The sequence below is a fragment of the Xylanibacter brevis ATCC 19188 genome, from assembly GCF_000621725.1.
GTDB classification, from domain to species: Bacteria; Bacteroidota; Bacteroidia; order Bacteroidales; family Bacteroidaceae; genus Prevotella; species Prevotella brevis.
Map to the genome: position 1 here is coordinate 98,923 of NZ_JHXM01000002.1, position 19,187 is coordinate 118,109.

At 52.3% G+C, this 19,187-nt stretch carries 17 protein-coding genes; 6 read left to right on the forward strand and 11 right to left on the reverse strand.

Features of this window, described 5'->3' with window-relative positions:
* The first annotated feature begins 397 nt into the window (after nt 1-397).
* Nucleotides 398-1,294 carry an AEC family transporter gene (locus T433_RS0101295; RefSeq protein WP_248616453.1) on the forward strand — a complete coding sequence of 299 codons (897 nt, stop codon included), beginning with the start codon at nt 398-400 and terminating at the stop codon, nt 1,292-1,294.
* Here the strand turns inward: T433_RS0101295 and T433_RS0101300 are convergent.
* Together T433_RS0101300 and T433_RS0101305 are read right to left on the reverse strand one after the other, a co-directional pair.
* Nucleotides 1,286-2,464: a hypothetical protein gene (locus tag T433_RS0101300; RefSeq protein ID WP_155808255.1), complete on the reverse strand. Its 1,179-nt coding sequence runs from the start codon at nt 2,462-2,464 to the stop codon at nt 1,286-1,288. The genes T433_RS0101295 and T433_RS0101300 overlap by 9 nt on opposite strands.
* Complete coding sequence (locus T433_RS0101305) at nt 2,410-3,627, reverse strand: methyltransferase RsmF C-terminal domain-like protein (RefSeq protein WP_044108986.1); 1,218 nt, start codon at nt 3,625-3,627, stop codon at nt 2,410-2,412. The genes T433_RS0101300 and T433_RS0101305 overlap by 55 nt, the downstream gene beginning before the upstream one ends.
* A gap of 100 nt (nt 3,628-3,727) precedes the next feature.
* On the opposite strand from T433_RS0101305, the gene T433_RS0101310 reads away from it, so the two are divergent.
* Genes T433_RS0101310 through T433_RS15735 form a run of 5 tightly spaced genes read left to right on the forward strand, consistent with a single transcriptional unit; the run spans nt 3,728 to nt 6,345 of the window.
* Nucleotides 3,728-4,432, forward strand: a complete 705-nt coding sequence (locus tag T433_RS0101310; protein WP_081778301.1) for a head GIN domain-containing protein — start codon at nt 3,728-3,730, stop codon at nt 4,430-4,432.
* 20 nt (nt 4,433-4,452) lie between these two features.
* Nucleotides 4,453-5,190 carry a DUF6249 domain-containing protein gene (locus tag T433_RS0101315; protein ID WP_155808257.1) on the forward strand — a complete coding sequence of 246 codons (738 nt, stop codon included), beginning with the start codon at nt 4,453-4,455 and terminating at the stop codon, nt 5,188-5,190.
* Between the two features lie 43 nt (nt 5,191-5,233).
* On the forward strand, nt 5,234-5,425 hold the full coding sequence (locus T433_RS16100) for a PspC domain-containing protein (RefSeq protein WP_081778302.1): 192 nt from the start codon (nt 5,234-5,236) through the stop codon (nt 5,423-5,425).
* Between the two features lie 34 nt (nt 5,426-5,459).
* A complete protein-coding gene (locus T433_RS0101320; protein ID WP_027454556.1) occupies nt 5,460-5,996 on the forward strand; it encodes an RNA polymerase sigma factor in 537 nt (178 codons plus the stop codon).
* The gene (locus tag T433_RS15735) at nt 5,983-6,345 is read left to right on the forward strand and encodes a DUF5056 domain-containing protein (protein WP_052356931.1); all 363 of its coding nucleotides are present in this window, start codon (nt 5,983-5,985) and stop codon (nt 6,343-6,345) included. Before T433_RS0101320 ends, T433_RS15735 begins: the two co-directional genes overlap by 14 nt.
* Here T433_RS15735 and porE read toward each other — a convergent pair.
* The 9 genes from porE to T433_RS0101370 form a co-directional block, all read right to left on the reverse strand.
* Nucleotides 6,332-8,362, reverse strand: coding sequence for a PorE family type IX secretion system protein (porE, locus tag T433_RS14305; protein WP_044109041.1), 2,031 nt, complete (start codon nt 8,360-8,362; stop codon nt 6,332-6,334). The genes T433_RS15735 and porE overlap by 14 nt on opposite strands.
* A 28-nt stretch (nt 8,363-8,390) precedes the next feature.
* Complete coding sequence (locus T433_RS0101335; protein WP_027454557.1) at nt 8,391-10,475, reverse strand: DNA topoisomerase 3; 2,085 nt, start codon at nt 10,473-10,475, stop codon at nt 8,391-8,393.
* Between the two features lie 113 nt (nt 10,476-10,588).
* Nucleotides 10,589-11,593: a class II fructose-bisphosphate aldolase gene (locus T433_RS0101340; RefSeq protein ID WP_027449113.1), complete on the reverse strand. Its 1,005-nt coding sequence runs from the start codon at nt 11,591-11,593 to the stop codon at nt 10,589-10,591.
* Between the two features lie 191 nt (nt 11,594-11,784).
* Nucleotides 11,785-12,336, reverse strand: a complete 552-nt coding sequence (gene pdxT, locus T433_RS0101345) for a pyridoxal 5'-phosphate synthase glutaminase subunit PdxT (RefSeq protein WP_027449114.1) — start codon at nt 12,334-12,336, stop codon at nt 11,785-11,787.
* Between the two features lie 5 nt (nt 12,337-12,341).
* A complete protein-coding gene (pdxS, locus tag T433_RS0101350) occupies nt 12,342-13,217 on the reverse strand; it encodes a pyridoxal 5'-phosphate synthase lyase subunit PdxS (RefSeq protein ID WP_027449115.1) in 876 nt (291 codons plus the stop codon).
* Between the two features lie 586 nt (nt 13,218-13,803).
* Nucleotides 13,804-14,751: a cysteine synthase A gene (cysK, locus tag T433_RS0101355; protein ID WP_027449116.1), complete on the reverse strand. Its 948-nt coding sequence runs from the start codon at nt 14,749-14,751 to the stop codon at nt 13,804-13,806.
* 205 nt (nt 14,752-14,956) lie between these two features.
* On the reverse strand, nt 14,957-16,147 hold the full coding sequence (locus tag T433_RS14310) for a dicarboxylate/amino acid:cation symporter (protein WP_052356932.1): 1,191 nt from the start codon (nt 16,145-16,147) through the stop codon (nt 14,957-14,959).
* Nucleotides 16,147-18,129, reverse strand: a complete 1,983-nt coding sequence (locus T433_RS0101365) for a TonB-dependent receptor (protein ID WP_027454558.1) — start codon at nt 18,127-18,129, stop codon at nt 16,147-16,149. The genes T433_RS14310 and T433_RS0101365 overlap by 1 nt, the downstream gene beginning before the upstream one ends.
* Nucleotides 18,130-18,185: 56 nt before the next feature.
* Nucleotides 18,186-19,124 (reverse strand): FixH family protein, encoded by a 939-nt coding sequence (locus tag T433_RS0101370; RefSeq protein WP_027454559.1) that lies wholly within the window; start codon nt 19,122-19,124, stop codon nt 18,186-18,188.
* Nucleotides 19,125-19,187: the final 63 nt, after the last annotated feature.

A 19,187-nucleotide genomic window follows, 5' to 3' on the forward strand; every position in this document is an offset into this window, starting at 1 on the left:
GATTTTTCAGCTAAACAAGAGCTACAGTATATGAGAAGTGCCACTTTTCCCATCGAAAAGTGGCACTTCTCTTTTGCAATAGCGTTAGTTTTGTCATGCAATAGTAGCCCTTTTGCTTCCGATCTAGCCCCTGGATTGCTCCAATCCAGCCCCTAGATGGCGTCCATCCAGCCCCTGGAACGACTGAATCTAGCCCCTGGAAAGCACCTGTCTAGCCCCTAGGCTGAAATCGATAGTATAGCTATTGCTTTTCAAGACCGCTACTTCTGCAGCACAATAGTGCTTGTTCTGGAAGATAAAAGTGCGAAAAAAAGAGCGAAAAACTTGGATAGTAACGGGATTTTAATTACTTTCGCAGCGAAATAAAGAAAATAAAGGATAGCGTATGTTGGAAGTGATGATGACCCTGTTTGTCATTGTTGTGGTGGGATATGCCGCCGGCAAACTGGGATATATGGGAGGTGAGTTCGATCGCAAACTGTCGAGTCTGGTCATCAACTGGACTTGTCCGGCCTTGATTCTGGCGTCGTCTATGACTGGCGACATGCCCGATCGCAGGTATATCCTGCCACTGCTGGGCATCAGTGCCTTCACCTATGTGGTGCTGACGCTGCTGGCATGGGGTCTCTCGCATGTGCTCACCAAGAATACTAGCGACCGTGGCATCGTGGCTTTTGCACTGGTGTTTGGCAACGTGGGGTTCATGGGCTATCCTGTGGTGGCCAGCATCTTTGGTCAGCAGGCGGTGTTCTATGCCGCTGTGCTCAACGTGGTGAACACGTTTGCCGTCTTTACCATTGGCACCATGATGATCACTGGCGGACAAGGCAGCGACCGTGAGCGGTTCAACAAGAAGGTGCTCTACAGCACACCCATGCTCTCGGCCTATCTTTCTATGCTCATCGTGGCGCTGGGCATCGACAATATCCCCGCCTATGTCAGTCAGCCACTGACCATGATTGGTAACATCACCGTGCCGGCAGCCCTGCTGATTATCGGTTCGTCGATGTCGCAACTGCCACTGCGTGCCCTAATGGGAAACATGACGGTCTATGGCACCACACTGTTCCGACTGGTCTTATTGCCCGTCGGTGTGCACTTCCTATGTCTGGCGCTGGGCTTCGACCCCTATGTCACCAGCATCAACACGGTGGTCATCGCTATGCCCGTAGCCACCTATGGCACCATCCTCTGTCTGAAGTACCAGCGCGACACCACGTTGATAGCCGAGGTGACCTTCATCACCACGCTGCTATCCATGATATCCATCCCATTGCTGGTAATGCTATTTTAGTTGTGCTATCTCCAATGCCATCAGATTCAGTTGCTGGCATTGGTAGGCTGTGAGATTTCTTCTTTCGTTATGGTGCTCCCAGGGCGACAGCATGAGCAGTGTGCCCTTGGAGCAGGCATAGAATTGTTCACCGTGGGGTTTCGACAAAGGGCCGAAACCATTTTCCATGAGTACGATGGTGGGAAAACCGGCATCGAAAACGGCCCGCATGACGCGCTTCTCGGCTGGTGAGATGGCTGGCGATACAAGAACCACACCTTGGCGTGCGGCCTCAAGATGACGGCTGATCTCTCGCTCGATCTCGCTGTCGGTCAGTCGGCGCGACAGGCGGACGGCCATGCGGTGGGGAGCCGCCAGCAACTGGCGGTTGCCTATGCCGCTATAGGTCTGCGAGCCGATGCGGAGGTGGAAGAAAGGACGCAGGAACTCAGGGCGGGCGCGCTTCAGCATCAGGCGGCGCGGGTTGTCGCGGAGGTAGTTGATCCATGTGGGCAGCTCATCGTAGGAGCGCAGAATGAGGTCGTTGTAACCCTTTGCGAAAAGAGAGCGGCTGGGGGGCAGCGGCGGAGCCGCCACCTGCTGAGAGGCTGGCGCCTTCTTTGCAGGCAGCGCCTTCTCCGTAGGTAGCGGCTTTGCCGCTGCTTTTCCTGCGGCCGCTGCATTGCCTGTGGTTGCTGCTTTGCTTGCGGCCGCTGCTTTTTGCGCTGCGGCTTGCTCGAGGGCCCGCAGGGCTTTGCGGCAGCCTGCTTTAAAACCGGAGATGACTTGGCCCAGGTGCACGGGCAGTGGGGCGGTGACAAAGAGAATGCCGTGCAGGTGGTCGGGCATCATCTGGATGGCCTTCACCTCTATTTGGGGGTAATAGTCGTGAATGCCCATCCATTCGTTTTGAATGGCTTGGCCTATCTCTGATAGTTGGATATGAGGGGCTTGCTCGCTATCGGCAGGCGCGTAAGGATCTCCTTTCAGTGTCCCGAAGAGGGGGCGACGCCCTTCTGCTTCGATGGTAATCATGTATATGCGGCGCTCGGTGTAGTCGTGATGGTCGTCGCGCCGTTTCATGGAAGGTTTCTTCGCTCCTGCGTTCTGCTTTTTCTTAGCTATCTGCTCGTCGGTCATCCTAATATGGGCGAGTGGGTGTCGGGGGTGTGGGTGGTCCTGATGCGCCACTCCTTAGGATAGAGGTTGTTGGCACGACTGCCAATGTTCTTCATGGCGCCTAGCACCTGCTGCTGGAACGCCACTGCCACGATGCCTCGAGGGGTGTCGGCATGCAGCACCAAGGCTTCGCCACGCAGATAGGCGATGGCCTGTTGGTAGGTGAGCTCCACGCGGTCGGCCTCTGCCGGCAACGGTGAAACTGGGGGCGTGAGCACCTTCAGGGCGTCGGCATTTCCCTTCTTCTTGGATGCAGAAGAAGCGATGTCGCCTCGCTTTCTGAGTACACACATGAAAAGACCCTCGCCACGCGTGATGCCGGGGATGAAACGATAGACGGGATGGGTGAACCCTTCGAGCAGCGAACCGGTGATGTGCCATTCTGCCTTCGTGGCTACGGGCAGCACCTCGGCATCCAGTTCGTCGATGATCCACTGGATGTTCTCTTCGTTCTCTTTAGTATTAAAAGTACAGGTACTATATATAAGAAGGCCCCCTTCATTGAGGCACTGCCAGGCATCGCTGACAATGTCGCGCTGCAACTGCCAGCAGCGCTCCACGTTCTGTGGGCTCCACTCGCCGATGGTGGCTTCGTCCTTGCGGAACATGCCTTCGCCCGAGCAGGGCACATCGCAGAGGATGAGGTCGAACTTCATCTTCGACTTGCGGTAGTCCTTGGGGAAGAGGTTGGTGACGTGATGACGATCGTGGCCCCACTTGGTGACGTTCTCCAGCAGGATGCTGGCGCGGTTGCGCATGGGTTCGTTGCTGTAGAGCGTCCAGTTGGCAGGCAGGGCAGCGCGTAGCAGCGTTGACTTGCCACCAGGTGCTGCACAGAGGTCGAGGGCGGTGCCTCCGCCTGTCTCTCTGAGAATGGCGGGAAGGTGCTGTCGGAGCACCTCGTCGAGAAACATCGATGAGGCCTCTTGCACATAGTAGCAACCAGCATGAAACAGGGGGTCGAACGTGAAGTTAGGACGACTCTTCAGGTAATAGCCACCCTGACACCAGGGCACCTGTTCGCCATCGATAGCCTTGAGCCCATTGCTTTTCAGGGGGTTCAGACGTATGCTGACTGGAGAAGGCTCTTCGAACGAATGAAGGAAACGCTCGAAACGCTCGTCGCCCATCAGCAGGCGTGTGAAATGGGTAAATTCTGAGGGTAAATTAGTCATTTCGATGCAAAGTTAATCATTTTTTTTATACCTTTGCAACTAATTAGTTTTTAATTGCGTCTAACAGATAAAAAGTAACAAATTAAAAAACAGTTGACGTATGAAAAAAATAATGTTGATGGTGATTGCCGCAGGACTTCTCGCTTCGTGCACATCCTGCCGCTTCAATTACAAGAACGAGCATGTCAGGACAGAAACCGTGACTCAGGTGAAGGATTTTGAGAAGATCGAGATGCTGGGCAGTATGGACGTAGAGTACATGCAGAGTGACTCGTTCGAGATCAGTGTGACGGCACCTGATGCTGTCATGAAGAAAGTGGAGACGGTGGTCAATGACCATACACTGCAGATCCGCATGAGGGGTACCAACCGCCTGTTTCACTTCGGAGATGTCAGCAGTGGCGGTGTGAAAGTGACGGTTAAGTCGCCTGATCTGATCGGAGTGAAGGTGAGTGGCTCGGGCGATTTCGTATGCCGGGGACTATTGGATACCGATGTTCTGGATATCAACCTGGTAGGTTCGGGCGATGTGACATTCCAGAATGTAATCTGCGACCAGGTGAATGTGAACCTGGTAGGTTCGGGCGATGTGGATGTGAAGTACGTCAGAACGCAGAAGTCCTCCATGGAACTGATAGGCTCGGGCGATATCAAGATGAATTTCGGCGAAGCCAGAATCGTGAATGCCAGACTGGTAGGCTCGGGCGACATCGAACTGTCTGGCAATGTAGATATGCTGAATAGCAGTGCACACGGTTCGGGCGATCTGAATACCGAAAAACTAACAGTTAAGAATAACATGTAATTAATAGAAAGGGAATAAAAATGAAAAAGTATTTAGTTGGACTTACCATACTGCTGGCGCTCTCTGTGAGCATGCAGACCTTGGCGCAGAAACATCGCCACACCTCCCAGCCGACAACAACGATGGAGCTGGTGGACTCAACGAGTAAGAATTCTATCGAGGTGTTTTCTGACACAACCAGTGCAGACACAGCTCAGAAGCAGTCATCTGTCACTCGCGTGATTAGTATTAATGCTTCTAACGACGCTGAACTCGAGGAACTCGAAAAGAACATGACTCTGCTGAACAAGTCATTTGATCTTGTGCCATGGGGTACTATCACATCTATCCTTGCCATCATATTTCTCATCCTGCTGCTTCCCATTATCTTGATAATTGTCATCGTCGTTGTAGTGCTGAAGCATAGTCGCAAGCGTAATAGGGAGAGAATGATGAACATGAACATGAACAAGCAGCAGGCAGACCCGCAATCGAACGTCAATGCTGCTCCCGAACAAATCAGCGGAGGAAACTATCAGCAGTCGAGCGCCGACTGGACACAGTCGTCATCAATGATTGAAGACGACTACCAGAAAGGCTTGCGCCAGTGCTTCGTAGGCGTAGGACTGTTCATCTTCCTCGGACTGATCATTGACGAAGTGGGCTTTGGTATCGGTGCCCTGGTGTTCTGTATTGGACTGGGCAAGGTGGTTGGAGCCAAGAAGATGAAGCAGATGAGAGACGAACAAGAGAAAGGCAAATCGGACTCTGATTTATGAAAAAATAAAATCAATAGTGTTTTAAAAAAGAAAGGATAAAATCATGACTAGAAAATTATATCGTGGCGACGACCGCATATTGGGTGGCGTTTGCTCTGGACTGGCAGAATACTTAGATTTTGATCCCGTACTCGTACGCTTAGGCTACGCAGCACTGACGCTCTTTACGGCTTTTTGTGGTCTCATCTTCTATGTCGTAGCATGGATCGTGATTCCTGAGAGACCTATCAGATAGTTATAAGTTAAGTTAATCACGTTTGAATTAAGAAGTGGCTACATTTAGTGACCTTTCTCTAGTTGCACAGGTGGCGGTGTTCGGCAATAAGCGAGCTTTCGACGAGCTCGTGCGCCGATACCAGTCGCCTGTGCGCAAGTTCTTCCTGAACCAGACGCTGGGTGACAGTCAGCTGAGCGATGACCTGGCGCAAGATACCTTTATCAAGGCCTATACGAACATTGCTTCGTTCAAGGGACTGGCCTCTTTTCAAACGTGGATCATGCGCATTGCTTATAACGTTTATTACGACTATACGCGGCGGCATCGCATCACGGAAGATGTAGATGTGGTGCCACAGCGAAGCAGCAGTGGCGCACAGACAGCCTTGCAGATGGATATCTATGCTGCGCTGGCACTACTGAAACCCGACGAACGAAGTTGTATCACCCTACAACTGATAGAGGGTTACGACATCGCCGGCATTGCCAAGATAACTGGCATGAAAGAGGGGACGGTGAAGTCGCACCTCTCGCGAGGGAAAGATAAATTAGCAACTTATTTAAGACAGAATGGATATGATGGAAGATAACGAACGCTTATTACAGAACTTTTTCAGTGAAGTCGCCAGCACACCGGTTGCTGACGATGGCTTCACCAATCGTGTGATGCAGCGGCTGCCACAGCGTGTCAATTGGTTTACGCACCTGTGGAACATCTTCTGCGTCACGGTCTTCATGGTGCTGTTTGTGGTATTCCGCGGATGGGAATCGCTGATGGCACAGTTTGTTGTGATGATGCGCACACTGATGGCATACGTAATGATGCCCGAGCCGCTCAATATCAATCTGTCGGTGGTGCTGTCGGTGGTCTGCGGTCTCCTGTTGGTGGCCGTCATCGAGTTGATGTATAGTGATAAATTGAAGATTAGTGATTTGTAGCGCCAAGCCCATAAGTGGTGCGCAGCACGATAAACTCGGTGCGGCGGTTCAGCTGGTGACAAATCTCTTGTTTCTCTTCGTCTTTTAATGCGCTGATAAACTCCTCGGTCAACACATCGCCTTCTTTCAGCCAAGGGTAGGTTTCGGTGAGCTTGCGCTTCACCACCTTGGGTTTCTCTTCACCATAGCCCACGGGCGACAAGCGGTCTTGGGCAATGCCATGGTCGATGAGGTAGTTGACCACACTTTCAGCACGACGCTGAGACAATCGCTGATTGTAAGCATCGGCACCGCGGAAGTCGGTGTGCGAACTCAGCTCAATGGTGATGTTAGGATTCTCGTTGAGCAGCGTGATAAGGCTGTCGAGTGCCTGTGTGGACTCAGGTCGCAAGGTGGCTTTATCGAAATCATAGAAGATGTTTCGTATCAGCACAGGTGCCGAAAGCGATGCCAACGGGAACTGCAGCACATATTCCTCCGACTCCTTGACGGGTTCTACGCGCAGTTCTTCCTTATGGTTCAGGAATCCCTTGCAGGTGCCCAGGAAAACATAGTCCACACCGGGTTGTATCTCTTCGGTGAATGAACCATCACCTTTCACATTCAGTTTTTTATTTGTTCCATCGTTGCCCACCATATATACCAGTGCCTGGGGCAACTCATAACCATCTTTTTCATAGACCCAACCCTTGACGGTCTGGATGACTTCCGATTTCTCAAACGAATAGATGTGATCCCAACCGTTGGCATTGCCACGATTGGAAGAGAAGAAACCGCGGTTGTGCAGGCCTTCGAAGGTCATGCCGAAGTCATCGCCTGCCGAGTTGAGTGGCACGCCAGGGTGCTCTATGGTATAAAGCTCAGAGGTCTGACCAGAGGAATCGTCCTGTCTTTCTTCGGTGATGGGCTTCGCAATGAAGATATCCAGTCCGCCCATGCCGGGGTGACCGTCGCTCGAGAAGTAGAGGTCGCCATTAGGACGGAAAGAGGGAAAGAGCTCGTTGCCTTCCGTGTTGATGGGCGCGCCCAGGTTCTCCAGTCCCACCAGTCCACGACCGGTAATCTGTATGCGCCAGATGTCGTAGCCGCCCAGTCCGCCAGGCATGTCGCTGACGAAGTAAAGCCATTCACCATCGGGCGAGATGGTAGGATGGGCAAAGGCAGAGAGTGTGTCCTTGGTGATCTCCAGATCGGTAGCCTTGCCCCACGAGGCATCACTGCGTGTGGCCGTAGCTATCTTGGCAAAGCGAGGATAGTTGGGGTCGGTCTTGCAGACGGTGAGATACATCGTCTTGAAGTCGGGCGTGAAAGCACAGGCGCCCTCGTCGAAATCGCTGTTCAGGTCAGACTCGATAGCCTCGGGCTTCTGCCATTTCCCTTTCTCGTCCTTTTGCGACACGAAGATATCGGCATTCTTCATGCCGGTGATGCCGCTCAGTTCGTCGCCTTTGGCCTGATTGCGTGTGGACGAGAAGTAGAGCTGGTTGTAGTCATCGCCTGCCAGCATCGGAGAATAGTCCGTGCGACGCGAGTTGAAGATATCTTCACGCTTGACGGTGTAGCCTGAATATTCGGCCTCGGCCTTCCATTGCGGTGCCATGCGGGCCGACTGCAGACCGTTTTTGACCAGCTGCGACCGGTTGCCTTCCTCTATCATCTCGAGGAAGGTGTTTTCAGCATCCTTATAGCTGCCGTTCTTCAGTTGCAGTCTTCCCAGATGAAACAGAGTCAGCGAGTCTTTCTGCTTGAAGCGGATGGCGTTTTTATAGGCTGCAATAGCCCGCTGCGTGTGATTGATGCGGCGATAGCAGTCGGCCATCTTCAGTGCACGAAGACCGCGCAACTGGCGCTCCTTGGCGGGTGTTTGCGAATAAGCTTTCTTGTATTGTGTGGCAGCGTCGTAATATTCTCCGAGGGCGTAATACTTATCACCCTTCTTCATAGCGGTATCGGCTCCGCATCCTGAAAGCAGGATGCAGATCATACCTATATATAATATAAAGAATATCTTACGCATACCCTTATATAACGTCGGGATCGACATTTTATTGCTTAAGGGGCTGATCGAAAGGCATACGGAAGGTACATCCTTCCTTCCAACGTGAACAACCATAGGCCGTCTTTCCTTTGATGATGGTGCCTTGACCGCAAAGGGGACAGGGCGTGCCTTCCAGTGCCGTGGTAGCAGAAACTGATTGAGGTTGCTCGGCGGTTGACTTAGGTTGTTCGGTGGCTGTCTTGGTCTTCTTTTGTTTCTTCTTGGGCGCTTTCTCCTTCGGCGCATCCTTGGCTTTGGGGGCGGGGGCTACCTCGATGGTCACGCGACGGTTGCTCTGGTCGGCAATGACCTGACGCACGATGTCGTTGACTTGGTTCTTCAGCTCGTCGATAAACACTTTAGGGTCGTATTTCTGAGCTTCGATGTCGCGAAGCTTCTTTTCCCAAATACCAGTCAGTTCGGCACTCTTCAGCAGTTCCTCACGAATCAGGTCAATCAGTTCGATGCCTGTTGGCGTGGCCACCAGGTTCTTGCGCTCTTTCTTGATGTAATGGCGCTTGAAGAGGGTCTCGATGATGGCCGCACGCGTAGAAGGACGACCGATGCCGTTTTCCTTCATGGCACGGCGCAGTTCCTCATCGTCAACCAGTTTGCCGGCAGTCTCCATGGCACGCAGCAGGGTGGCTTCGGTATAGAACTTAGGTGGTGTGGTCATCTTCTCCGTCAGTGTAGGCGTGTGAGGCCCACTTTCTCCCTTGGTGAACGCGGGCAGGGTGCGCTCTTCTTCATCGGGCTTCTTCTCGTCGTCCTCGGTCTGCACATCCTTTGCATAGACGGCGCGCCAGCCGGCATCCAGGATGGTGCGTCCGGTCACCTTGAACTCAATCTCATCGACCTTGCCCAGCACGGTGGTCTGTGCAAACTGGCAGTCGGCATAGAACACGGCAATGAACCTGCGGGCGATGAGGTCGTACACCTTGCGCTGCATGTCGGTGAGGTTCTGGGGGACGATGCCTGTGGGGATGATGGCGTGGTGGTCGGTCACCTTGGAAGAGTCGAAGACCTTCTTCGACTTGATAAGTGGTTTGCCACCCAGGGCTTTCACCAGTTCGGCATAGGGCGCCTGACCGGCAAACTTCACCTGAAACAGACCATTCATGGTTTGCGGACATTTGGGATAGACATCATCGGGCAGGAAGGTGGTGTCCACACGTGGATAGGTGGCCAACTTCTGTTCGTAGAGCTGCTGGATGAGGTTCAGTGTCATCTCGGCCGAGAAGCCAAACTTCTTATTGCAATCCACCTGCAACGAGGTGAGGTCGTAGAGGGATGGCGGCGTCTCTTTACCGTTTTTCTTCTCCACCTTGGTCACCTCGAAAGGCTTTCCCTCGATGGTGGCAAAGGCCTGCTCGCCTTCTTCTTTCGATGTGAACTTACCCGATGTGGCGGTGAACGTGGTGTCGCGATAGACGGTGGCCAGCACCCAATAGGGCTCGGGCTTGAAGTTGTCAATCTCTTTCTGACGGTTCACAATCAGTGCCAGCGTGGGGGTCTGAACACGACCGATGCTCAGCACCTGACGGTTCTGTCCATACTTAATGGTATAAAGACGTGTGCAGTTGATGCCCAGTAGCCAGTCGCCCACGGCCCGGCTCAGTCCTGCCAGATAGAGCGACTGATATTCGGTCTGGTCCTTTAGGTTGGCAAAGCCTTCGCGGATGGCCTCGTCGGTCATAGAAGAAATCCACAATCGCTGCACGGGGCACTTCACCTGTGCCTTCTGCATCACCCAGCGCTGGATGAGCTCACCCTCCTGTCCGGCGTCACCACAGTTGATGATGCTGTCGGCCTGCGACATCAGTCGCTCGATGGTGGCAAACTGCTTCTTGATGCCTTCATCTTCTTTCAGACGGATGCCAAACTTAGGGGGAATCATGGGGAGTGACGACAGACTCCACGACTTCCACATGGGGGTGTAGTCTTCGGGCATCTTCAGCTCGCACAGGTGACCGAACGTCCACGTCACCTGATAGCCGTTACCTTCCATATAGCCATCGTGCGAAGCTGTTGCACCAATAATTCGTGCAATATCTTTTGCCACACTGGGCTTCTCTGCAATGCAAACAATCATGCTTTGTTTCTTCTTTTTTATTATTTGGCAAAGGTAAGCATTTTTTAGTAATGGGCAAAAAGAAAGAGGGAAAAACCAGTGGTCTTTCCCTCTTTTATAATAGGCTTTATGGATTACTGAGCCAGTTTGCCGTCTGAACCGAGCACATTCACAATCTTGTGGATGTACATCTTCTTCATGTTCTCGCGAGCGGGCTTCAGGTACTGGCGAGGATCGAAGTGATCGGGATGCTCAGCGAAGTGCTGGCGAATGGCAGCAGTCATAGCCAGACGTGAGTCAGAGTCGATGTTGATCTTGCAAACAGCGCTCTTTGCAGCCTGACGGAGCTGCTCCTCGGGGATACCTACTGCGTCGGGCAGGTTACCACCGAACTTGTTGATGGTGTCAACCTCGTCCTGAGGAACTGAAGAAGAACCGTGGAGCACGATGGGGAATCCAGGAAGCTTCTTCTCGATTTCAGCGAGTACGTCGAATGCCAATGGGGGAGGAACGAGCTTACCAGTCTTGGGATCGCGTGTGCACTGCTCGGGCTTGAACTTGTAAGCACCGTGAGAAGTACCGATAGAGATAGCCAGTGAGTCGCAACCTGTGCGAGTAGCGAAGTCGATAACTTCCTCGGGCTTGGTGTAGTGAGACTCCTCAGCAACAACCTCATCCTCAACACCAGCCAGAACGCCGAGCTCAGCCTCAACAGTTACATCGTACTGGTGAGCGTAGTCAACAACCTTCTTGGTCAGGGCGATGTTCTCCTCGTAGGGCAGTGAAGAACCGTCGATCATAACGCTTGAGAAGCCCATGTCGATACAATCCTTGCAGAGCTCGAAGCTATCACCGTGGTCGAGGTGAAGAACGATCTCGGGATGCTCACATCCCAGCTCCTTAGCATACTGTACAGCACCCTCGGCCATGTAGCGCAGAATGGTAGCGTTAGCATAGTTACGAGCACCCTTAGAAACCTGCATGATAACAGGAGACTTTGTCTCAACAGCAGCCTGAACGATAGCCTGCATCTGCTCCATGGTGTTGAAGTTGAATGCGGGGATAGCGTAACCACCGGCTACAGCCTTCTTGAACATCTCGCGAGTATTTACGAGACCCAAATCCTTGTAATTTACCATAATCGTTATTTACTTAAAATGTTTGATTGAAATTTACTTTTTTTCTGCCCGCAAAGGTAATACATTATTTTCTAATAAAAGAAGGAATTGACTAATTCTTACCATGTTTTCGAAGGAATAGCAACTCCTTTTAACCTACTTTTATTCTGATTTGGTAAAAATGCAACATGAAGTTGACAAAATCATTCGACCTATTCCGTGATGAGGTTCAGGAAGGCTTGATGCACGCTGGTGTCCTGATCTAATTCCGGATGAAAAGCGGTGACCAACTGTTTGCCTTGGCGCGCTGCCACGATGTGTCCGTCAACTTCTGCCAGTACCTCGCACTGGGGCGACAGCACTTCCTTGATATAGGGTGCACGGATGAAGGTCATGGGCACGTTTTCGCCAATGCCTTTCACGGCGGCAGTGGTGTGGAAACTGCCCAACTGGCGGCCATAGGCATTGCGCTGCACGCTGATGTCCATGGTGCCCAGGTGCATGGGCGACAGCAGGATCAGGCCGGCGCAGGTGCCAAAGACGGGAAGTCCCTCACTGATGGCCTGGCGGATGGGTTCGAAGAGGCCCAGGTCGTGGAGCAGTTTTCCCTGTGTGGTGGATTCGCCACCGGGAATGATCAGTCCGTCTTTCGGTTGCTGCCAGTCGGCCAACTGGCGCACCTGGAAGGTCTCTACGCCTAAACGGTGGAGCATTTGCTCGTGTTCGGCAAATGCTCCTTGTAGTGCTAATACAGCTATTCTCATGACGCTTATTTTCCTCGTTCTGCCATCAGAAGCTCGATCTCGTGCTCGTTGATACCAACCATTGCCTCGCCCAGATCCTCTGAGAGCTCAGCCAGCATCTTAGAATCCTGATAGTTGGTGACAGCCTTGACGATGGCTGCAGCGCGCTTGCGTGGGTTGCCACTCTTGAAGATACCACTGCCCACAAACACGCCCTCGGCGCCCAACTGCATCATCAGGGCAGCGTCGGCAGGTGTTGCTACGCCACCAGCGGCAAAGTTGACAACGGGCAGTTTTCCATTCTCGTGAACATACTTCACCAGCTCGTAGGGAGCCTGCAACTGCTTGGCAGCCTCGAAGAGCTCGTCCTCGCTCATGCTCACCAGACGGCGAATCTCGCTCTGCATCATGCGCATGTGGCTCACGGCCTGTACCACGTCTCCTGTGCCGGGTTCGCCCTTGGTGCGAATCATGGTAGCACCCTCGGCGATGCGGCGCAATGCCTCACCCAGGTTCTTGGCACCGCAGACGAAGGGCACGTCGAACTTGGTCTTGTCGATGTGGTAGATGTTATCGGCAGGGCTCAGCACCTCGCTCTCGTCAATGTAGTCGATCTCGATGGCCTGCAGAATCTGTGCCTCGGCAATGTGACCGATACGGCATTTAGCCATCACGGGGATGCTCACGGCCTCCTGAATGCCGCGAATCATCTTGGGATCACTCATTCTTGACACACCGCCAGCGGCACGGATATCGGCAGGAATGCGCTCCAGCGCCATCACGGCACAAGCACCTGCTTCCTCGGCTATCTTGGCCTGCTCGGGTGTTGTCACATCCATAATCACTCCGCCCTTCAACATCTGGGCTAACTCACGGTTAAGCTTTTGTCTTTCGTTTGTCATTTTCTTATTTCGTTATAGTTGATAATCTGTTGGGGAAACAATCTTTTATCTAGTTTTGTTTGCGGTGCAAAGGAACGAAGAAAACAGGAGAATACCCCCGAATGTTCCGTTTATGGTAAAAGAAAGCACAATTTGGTAAAATAATAGCTCGATGGGCATCGAGTGGGGGAGCCCGTTTCTTCCTTCAATAGAGGGCGAATGGCAGGCCTGTTTCTGGCGTTTTGCGGGCTTATATTGTAGCTTTTATGTACCAATAGTTTAGCTCTTATTTCGGTTATAGACTCTAGAAAGGATGATTCCAGACTCTAGAATGGGTAAATCTAGACTCTAGAACGAGTGCATCTAGACTCTAGATAGCGCATTTCCAGACTCTAGATGCGGTGCAAAACTTACCGAATTGCAAGGCAATAGTGCCACTATTAGAAACTAAAACAGCCACTATTACCACGTAAAACAGCCGCTTTCCTTTCGCTTTATAGTGAGAATAACGAAGCCAGCGACCAGTCTTTCCATATCAACCTTCGTACAAAAGAAAAGGGAGTGCGCAAATATGCACACTCCCAGTGAATGGTATCGATTATTTAGTTTACAAGGGATAGTCCTCGAATGCGTAGAGAACGGTAGAGAGGTAGCGCTCGCCGGTGTCGGGCAGCAGCACAACGATCTTCTTACCTTTGTTCTCTGGGCGCTTAGCCACCTGGATGGCTGCGTAGAGAGCTGCACCTGCAGAGATACCTACCAGCAGACCTTCCTGCTGAGCAATCTCGCGGCCGGTGCGAATAGCATCGTCGTTCTCTACATCGAATACCTCGTCGATAACGTCAGAGTTGTAGGTCTTAGGAATAAAACCTGCTCCGATGCCCTGAATCTTGTGAGGTCCGCTCTGACCACCATTCAGCACAGGGCTCGACTTGGGCTCTACAGCGATGATCTTCACGTTGGGGTTCTGCTCCTTCAGGTACTTACCAGTGCCGCTGATGGTACCGCCAGTACCCACACCGCCGATGAAGATGTCAACCTGACCGTCGGTGTCGCGCCAGATCTCAGGACCTGTGGTGGCATAGTGCTTAGCAGGGTTGGCACCATTCTCAAACTGCTGCAGGATCACACTTCCGGGAATGCTGTCGCGCAGCTCCTCGGCAGCGCGGATGGCACCTGGCATACCGTCTTTTCCTGAGGTAAGACGAACCTCGGCTCCATAGGCTTTAACGAGGTTGCGGCGCTCTACACTCATGGTTTCAGGCATGGTAAGGATAAGGTGGTAGCCCTTAACGGCTGATACCAGAGCCAATCCTACGCCCGTGTTTCCGCTGGTGGGTTCGATGATGGTGGCGCCGGGTTTCAGAATACCTTTCTGCTCTGCGTCCTCAATCATCGCCAGTGCGATGCGGTCTTTTACACTACCGCCGGGGTTGAAAAACTCTACTTTGGCAATGACGGGAGTGTCCAGTCCTTGTGCCTTAGAATACTTGTTGAGCTCCAAAAGTGGGGTGTTGCCGACGAGCTCGGTCAGCTGTTTTGCAATTTTACTCATAACCTTATCCTTTTTGTTTAATTTGTCCAATGACGTTTTCTTTTGTTGTCTCTCTGTTTTTTTTGTGATGCTTTTAATGATCAATCATCTTGACATCGTGATTATTAATGTTCGACGGTGCAAAGTTACGGCGTTTTTCTCATCCCCACAATACCACGGGTGGGTTATTTGCATACCATGAACGTGGTATTTTGGTGAAAAAAGTCTATAAATCGTGGTCAACCATCGCTGCAACGCACGAGTCAGACCACACGTTTTCGGCTGTTTCCACCATGTCGATAATGGTGTAGATAGGCAGGATGATGCCCAGCACGGCAACAGGTGCACCGATGCCCGACATCAGTGAGAGGGTGAGGAAATAGCATCCCATGGGGACGCCAGCATTACCCACGGCCGACACAACCGATATGACGAGCCATAGGAGGATGGTGCCAAGGGTGATGGGCTCGCCGCCTTGCTGCATCACAAAGAGTGAGGTGACGAGGATAAATGCGGCACAACCGTTCATGTTGATCGTGGTACAGATGGGCAGCACAAAGCGGGCGATGTTTCTCTTGATGCCGAGTCGCTCTTCGGCTGTCTCCATCGTGACGGGGAGGGTGGCTGCACTGCTCTTGGTGAACAGCGCCATCAGTACGGCTGGCACCATGCGGCTCAAGACGTGAACAGGATTCAAGCCCCTCAGTAGCAGGAACAGCGGCAGCACCACGAAGAACTGAATCACGTTGCCACCCAGTACGACCAGGACATACCTGCCAATCGAATCGGCGATGACGCCTGCACTGACCTGTGCGGACAACTGTGCCGAGAAGGCTACGATGCCCAGCGGCAGTGTGGCGATGAGCCAGCGTATCAAGAGGAAGAGCAGTTCCTGCAGCCCGAGCAGTCCTTTGGTGACGACGGCCTTGTTCTCGCTGTCGGGCAGTTTAGAGAGTCCAATGCCGACGGCAAAAGCCAGTAGTAGCAACGACAGGACATTACCCTCGAGCACGGGCTTGACAATATTGTTTGGGATGACCGAGAGCAGATGGTCGAAGTAAGAAAGTTCTACTACCGTCTCCTCGTTGCTGACCGATGGAAGGGCCGACAGAACCGTTTCGGGAAGTGTGGATGGGGCTATCACTACATAGAGCAGGCCTCCCACCGCAGCTGCAGCAATGGTGGTGAGCAGGGTGTAGCTCAGGGTGCGCACGAAGACTTTTCCCGTTCCCTTCGAACCGAATGTGGCCAGTGTGGTGATGACAGCCAGGATGATGGTGGGCACGGCCAACAACTGGAATAAGCGTGTGTAGATGGTAGCAATGAAGTTCATCACATCGTCGAGCCATGTGATGCCCAACATTCCCAAAACGGCACCAACGACGAGTGCCAGTATCCAAATAATAGTTCTTTTCATTATAGTTCAAACGATAAATTCACGTAAATATTGCGTCCTTTCTGTGGAATGTGGCACCAGTCGGCATAGGTGGAATAGTATCTGTCGAAGAGGTTCTCCACGCCAGCCCTCAATACAATGTGGCTCCAAGCATATGAGCCCGACAAGCCCACAACCGTCCAGGCGTTTGTCTTCGTCTCGCCATACTTCTCGCCGTAGTTAGACTGCAGCGCATTTCCCTTCACTTCTGCCTGAAAGGCCAACGATCCTGTGGCATAAGAAAGACGTGTCTGATAACTGAAGGGCGAGATCAGAGGCAGATAGTCTCCCTCGTCGTCGCGTCCGGTGCTGTAGCTGCCTTTGGCTTGCCACCGCAGACCTTTCACTGGTCGCCATTCGGCCGATAAGGTGGCATTGGCTATCGTGGCATGACTGATGTTGCCATACACCTTGACGCCTTCTGCTCCCACGGTCATGGCGCTGAGTCGGTTCTCGAACTGGCCGATGATGTAGTTGGAGAAGAAGAACGCGTTGGCATCAATTGAAAAATTGAAAGATGGAAGAATTGTAAAATTGAAGCTTGTGTTCAGTTCTATCGCACTCTCGTTCTTCAGACGTGGGTTGCCGATGTAGTCATACTGGTCGAATGTGTTGTTCAGGTAGTAACCATAGGCCTCTGTCACCGTGGGCGCACGGCTGCCCCATCCGGCACCAATGTTGAACTGATGATTGACAGTTGATAACTGATAGTTGGCTGCGATACGACCGGTGGTCTGATGATACTGTTGATGCATGCCTGGAAAGAACACCCGCAAGGCTTTGTAACCTTCTTCGTTGTTCAGTCGCTGGTGCTGCCACGAAAGTTTGCCTGAGAGATGTACCGTGGAATGATCCGTCAAGCGAATGTCGTCGGTGATGGCTGCACCCATGTTCAGCGTGCCCACGTCGGGCCATGTGACCATGTACATGGGGGCGGCTCCGCCGGGATACATCGTCATGTCGGCAAAAAGGCGGTTGTAATAGCCGTCGATGTTCAGCGATACACCATTGGGCACACGAAGCCATGTGAACTGTGAGGTGAGCGTGGAGTAGAAGCCCGATGTCCAACTCTTGCCGGGCATGTCCATATGTATCTGCACGTCGGGGCGTGTGGTGTCGTCCATGATATGGGTGATGTGGTTGTAGTAGCCCTTGGTCTCCCACGATTCCCATATCGAGTTTTCGAACAGGTGCTTGTAGGCCAGCGAGGTGATAAATGCTTCGGCCTTAGCCACATCCATGTTCAGTGCGGGATAGCCCACATCTGTGGCCCGGTCGTAGATAAACGTGCCTTCAAGGGCATCGTTGGGGGCCAGGCGATAGCCACTGTTCACAAAGGCGTTTACTTTCTGAAACTGCGAGAAGTCCACCTTGCGCCTGTCGCCAGCTTTGTAGTTGTCGGCATGGCGATAGAACGCCCCTCCGTTGACGTAGAACTGTTTCGAAGAGTAAGCCCCGTCAGCGCCATACACCTGCACATGGCCATTCGTCTCGTAGCCGGTGTTTGCGTTGAACTTATAGATGTCGCGTGAATCAAGGTGGTGCAGAAAACCAGCCTTGCGCAGTTTCAGGTCCAGTGCGCCACCGATGTTGCCCGTAGCCTGTGGATTGCCGTTGAGGCCACTGTTCAGGGTGATGCTCTGCAGATTGCTGCTTTCTACATAGGAGGTGACGGGGTCCATCTTGTCCGTGCAAGCATAGAATATCTTCATGCCGTCGATGGTTGTAGATAACCTTTCGGTCTGCATGTTGTTCACCATAGGCTCCCACGCATACGAGCCGCGTCGCACCAGTTCTACATGGTTCAGTTCCTGCAGGTGCTCGTCGATGGTAGCCACCTGTCCTTTCGTAGAACGCTTTCCACCCTGTCCGCGTGATACAACTACCACCTCGTCCAGATTCTGTGACGAGGTGGTGAGGGTGTCTCCTAATAATATGGCTGATAGCAAAATGACTCCTATCATACAATCTCTTTTCTGTTATCGAATAGCTTTCTCTATGATTATATATGGTCGATCAATTATATGGTCACGTCCCAGTAAAGCGAACTCAGCTCGCTGTCGCCAGCCACCACATTGCCCTGTTCATCCTTGACCGTCAGGTGGATACGCCACAGGCCAGTCATCGTCAGGTTGATGGTGCCTTTGTAACTGCCATCCTCTTGTTTCACGAGTGGCGTGTTGTTGGGCGAGGTATGGTTGCCCATGTCTGGCATGCGTGGGTCGATATCCACGATAAACGTCTCGGTGGCAACCTGATACGGATCGGTAGCTTTCGCACTCTTTTTCGATATATAGGCTTGGATCTCGTTGGTTCCCGTCTCGAAGTCAGAGGGGTTCACCAGTGACAGGTAGTATGTGTCGTTGCCTGCCTTAAACGATTTCACCCAGGCCTGTCCGTCGGGGAGGGCGTTGACAACGATGTCGTGTTTCTCTATGCCGCCCTTGGCTCCCAGTATCAGGGCGTCGTACGATAGGTTCCAGTTGCCGGCATCGCTGGTGTTCATGATAAATGAAACCCATGTGCGCTTCACTGCCAGATAACCATCGTTGAAGCTCTCAGCAACAGGGCCCACTGGCGTGCTGTGGTACATATCCATTTTCACCATGTGCATCAGTGGGTTCAGTCCAGAAATCTCGAAGTTCTTGATGTAGTTGCCTGTGGCCTTCTTTGTTGCCACAAAGAACACTTCGTTGTAACCATTGTGAAAATCACCAGTCTTCGTATAGGCAAACACGTTGTACTTGCCGTCAACATCGGTCTGTAGCTCTGGCACGATCTTAAGTGTCTGTAGGAAACGATATACCTGTAGTGCCTCTTCTGCAGAACAGCAATCTATGTCGTCCGTGATGGTGATACCGGGAATCTCAATACCCGCCTGCACGCCGTCGTCGTTGCTGTTGCAGGCTGTCAGTGCTACAACGACTAAAACTAAAAACAATCCTTTTACTTTTTTCATATTCCTTACCTTTTTTAAAGTCCCCTAAGTTAGGGGATTAGGGGTCTGAACAGACGAGAACCA

Excerpts from the sequence above, each read along its gene's own strand:
- T433_RS0101310 (WP_081778301.1), top strand. The coding sequence starts at position 3,728 with ATGAAAAAAATAATGTTGATGGTGATTGCCGCAGGACTTCTCGCTTCG.
- T433_RS0101365 (WP_027454558.1), bottom strand. The coding sequence starts at position 18,129 with ATGATAGGAGTCATTTTGCTATCAGCCATATTATTAGGAGACACCCTC.
- porE (WP_044109041.1), bottom strand. The coding sequence starts at position 8,362 with ATGCGTAAGATATTCTTTATATTATATATAGGTATGATCTGCATCCTG.
- T433_RS15735 (WP_052356931.1), top strand. The coding sequence starts at position 5,983 with ATGATGGAAGATAACGAACGCTTATTACAGAACTTTTTCAGTGAAGTC.
- T433_RS0101370 (WP_027454559.1), bottom strand. The coding sequence starts at position 19,124 with ATGAAAAAAGTAAAAGGATTGTTTTTAGTTTTAGTCGTTGTAGCACTG.
- pdxT (WP_027449114.1), bottom strand. The coding sequence starts at position 12,336 with ATGAGAATAGCTGTATTAGCACTACAAGGAGCATTTGCCGAACACGAG.
- pdxS (WP_027449115.1), bottom strand. The coding sequence starts at position 13,217 with ATGACAAACGAAAGACAAAAGCTTAACCGTGAGTTAGCCCAGATGTTG.
- cysK (WP_027449116.1), bottom strand. The coding sequence starts at position 14,751 with ATGAGTAAAATTGCAAAACAGCTGACCGAGCTCGTCGGCAACACCCCA.
- T433_RS16100 (WP_081778302.1), top strand. The coding sequence starts at position 5,234 with ATGACTAGAAAATTATATCGTGGCGACGACCGCATATTGGGTGGCGTT.
- T433_RS0101305 (WP_044108986.1), bottom strand. The coding sequence starts at position 3,627 with ATGACTAATTTACCCTCAGAATTTACCCATTTCACACGCCTGCTGATG.
- T433_RS0101295 (WP_248616453.1), top strand. The coding sequence starts at position 398 with ATGATGACCCTGTTTGTCATTGTTGTGGTGGGATATGCCGCCGGCAAA.
- T433_RS0101315 (WP_155808257.1), top strand. The coding sequence starts at position 4,453 with ATGAAAAAGTATTTAGTTGGACTTACCATACTGCTGGCGCTCTCTGTG.
- T433_RS0101340 (WP_027449113.1), bottom strand. The coding sequence starts at position 11,593 with ATGGTAAATTACAAGGATTTGGGTCTCGTAAATACTCGCGAGATGTTC.
- T433_RS14310 (WP_052356932.1), bottom strand. The coding sequence starts at position 16,147 with ATGAAAAGAACTATTATTTGGATACTGGCACTCGTCGTTGGTGCCGTT.
- T433_RS0101335 (WP_027454557.1), bottom strand. The coding sequence starts at position 10,475 with ATGATTGTTTGCATTGCAGAGAAGCCCAGTGTGGCAAAAGATATTGCA.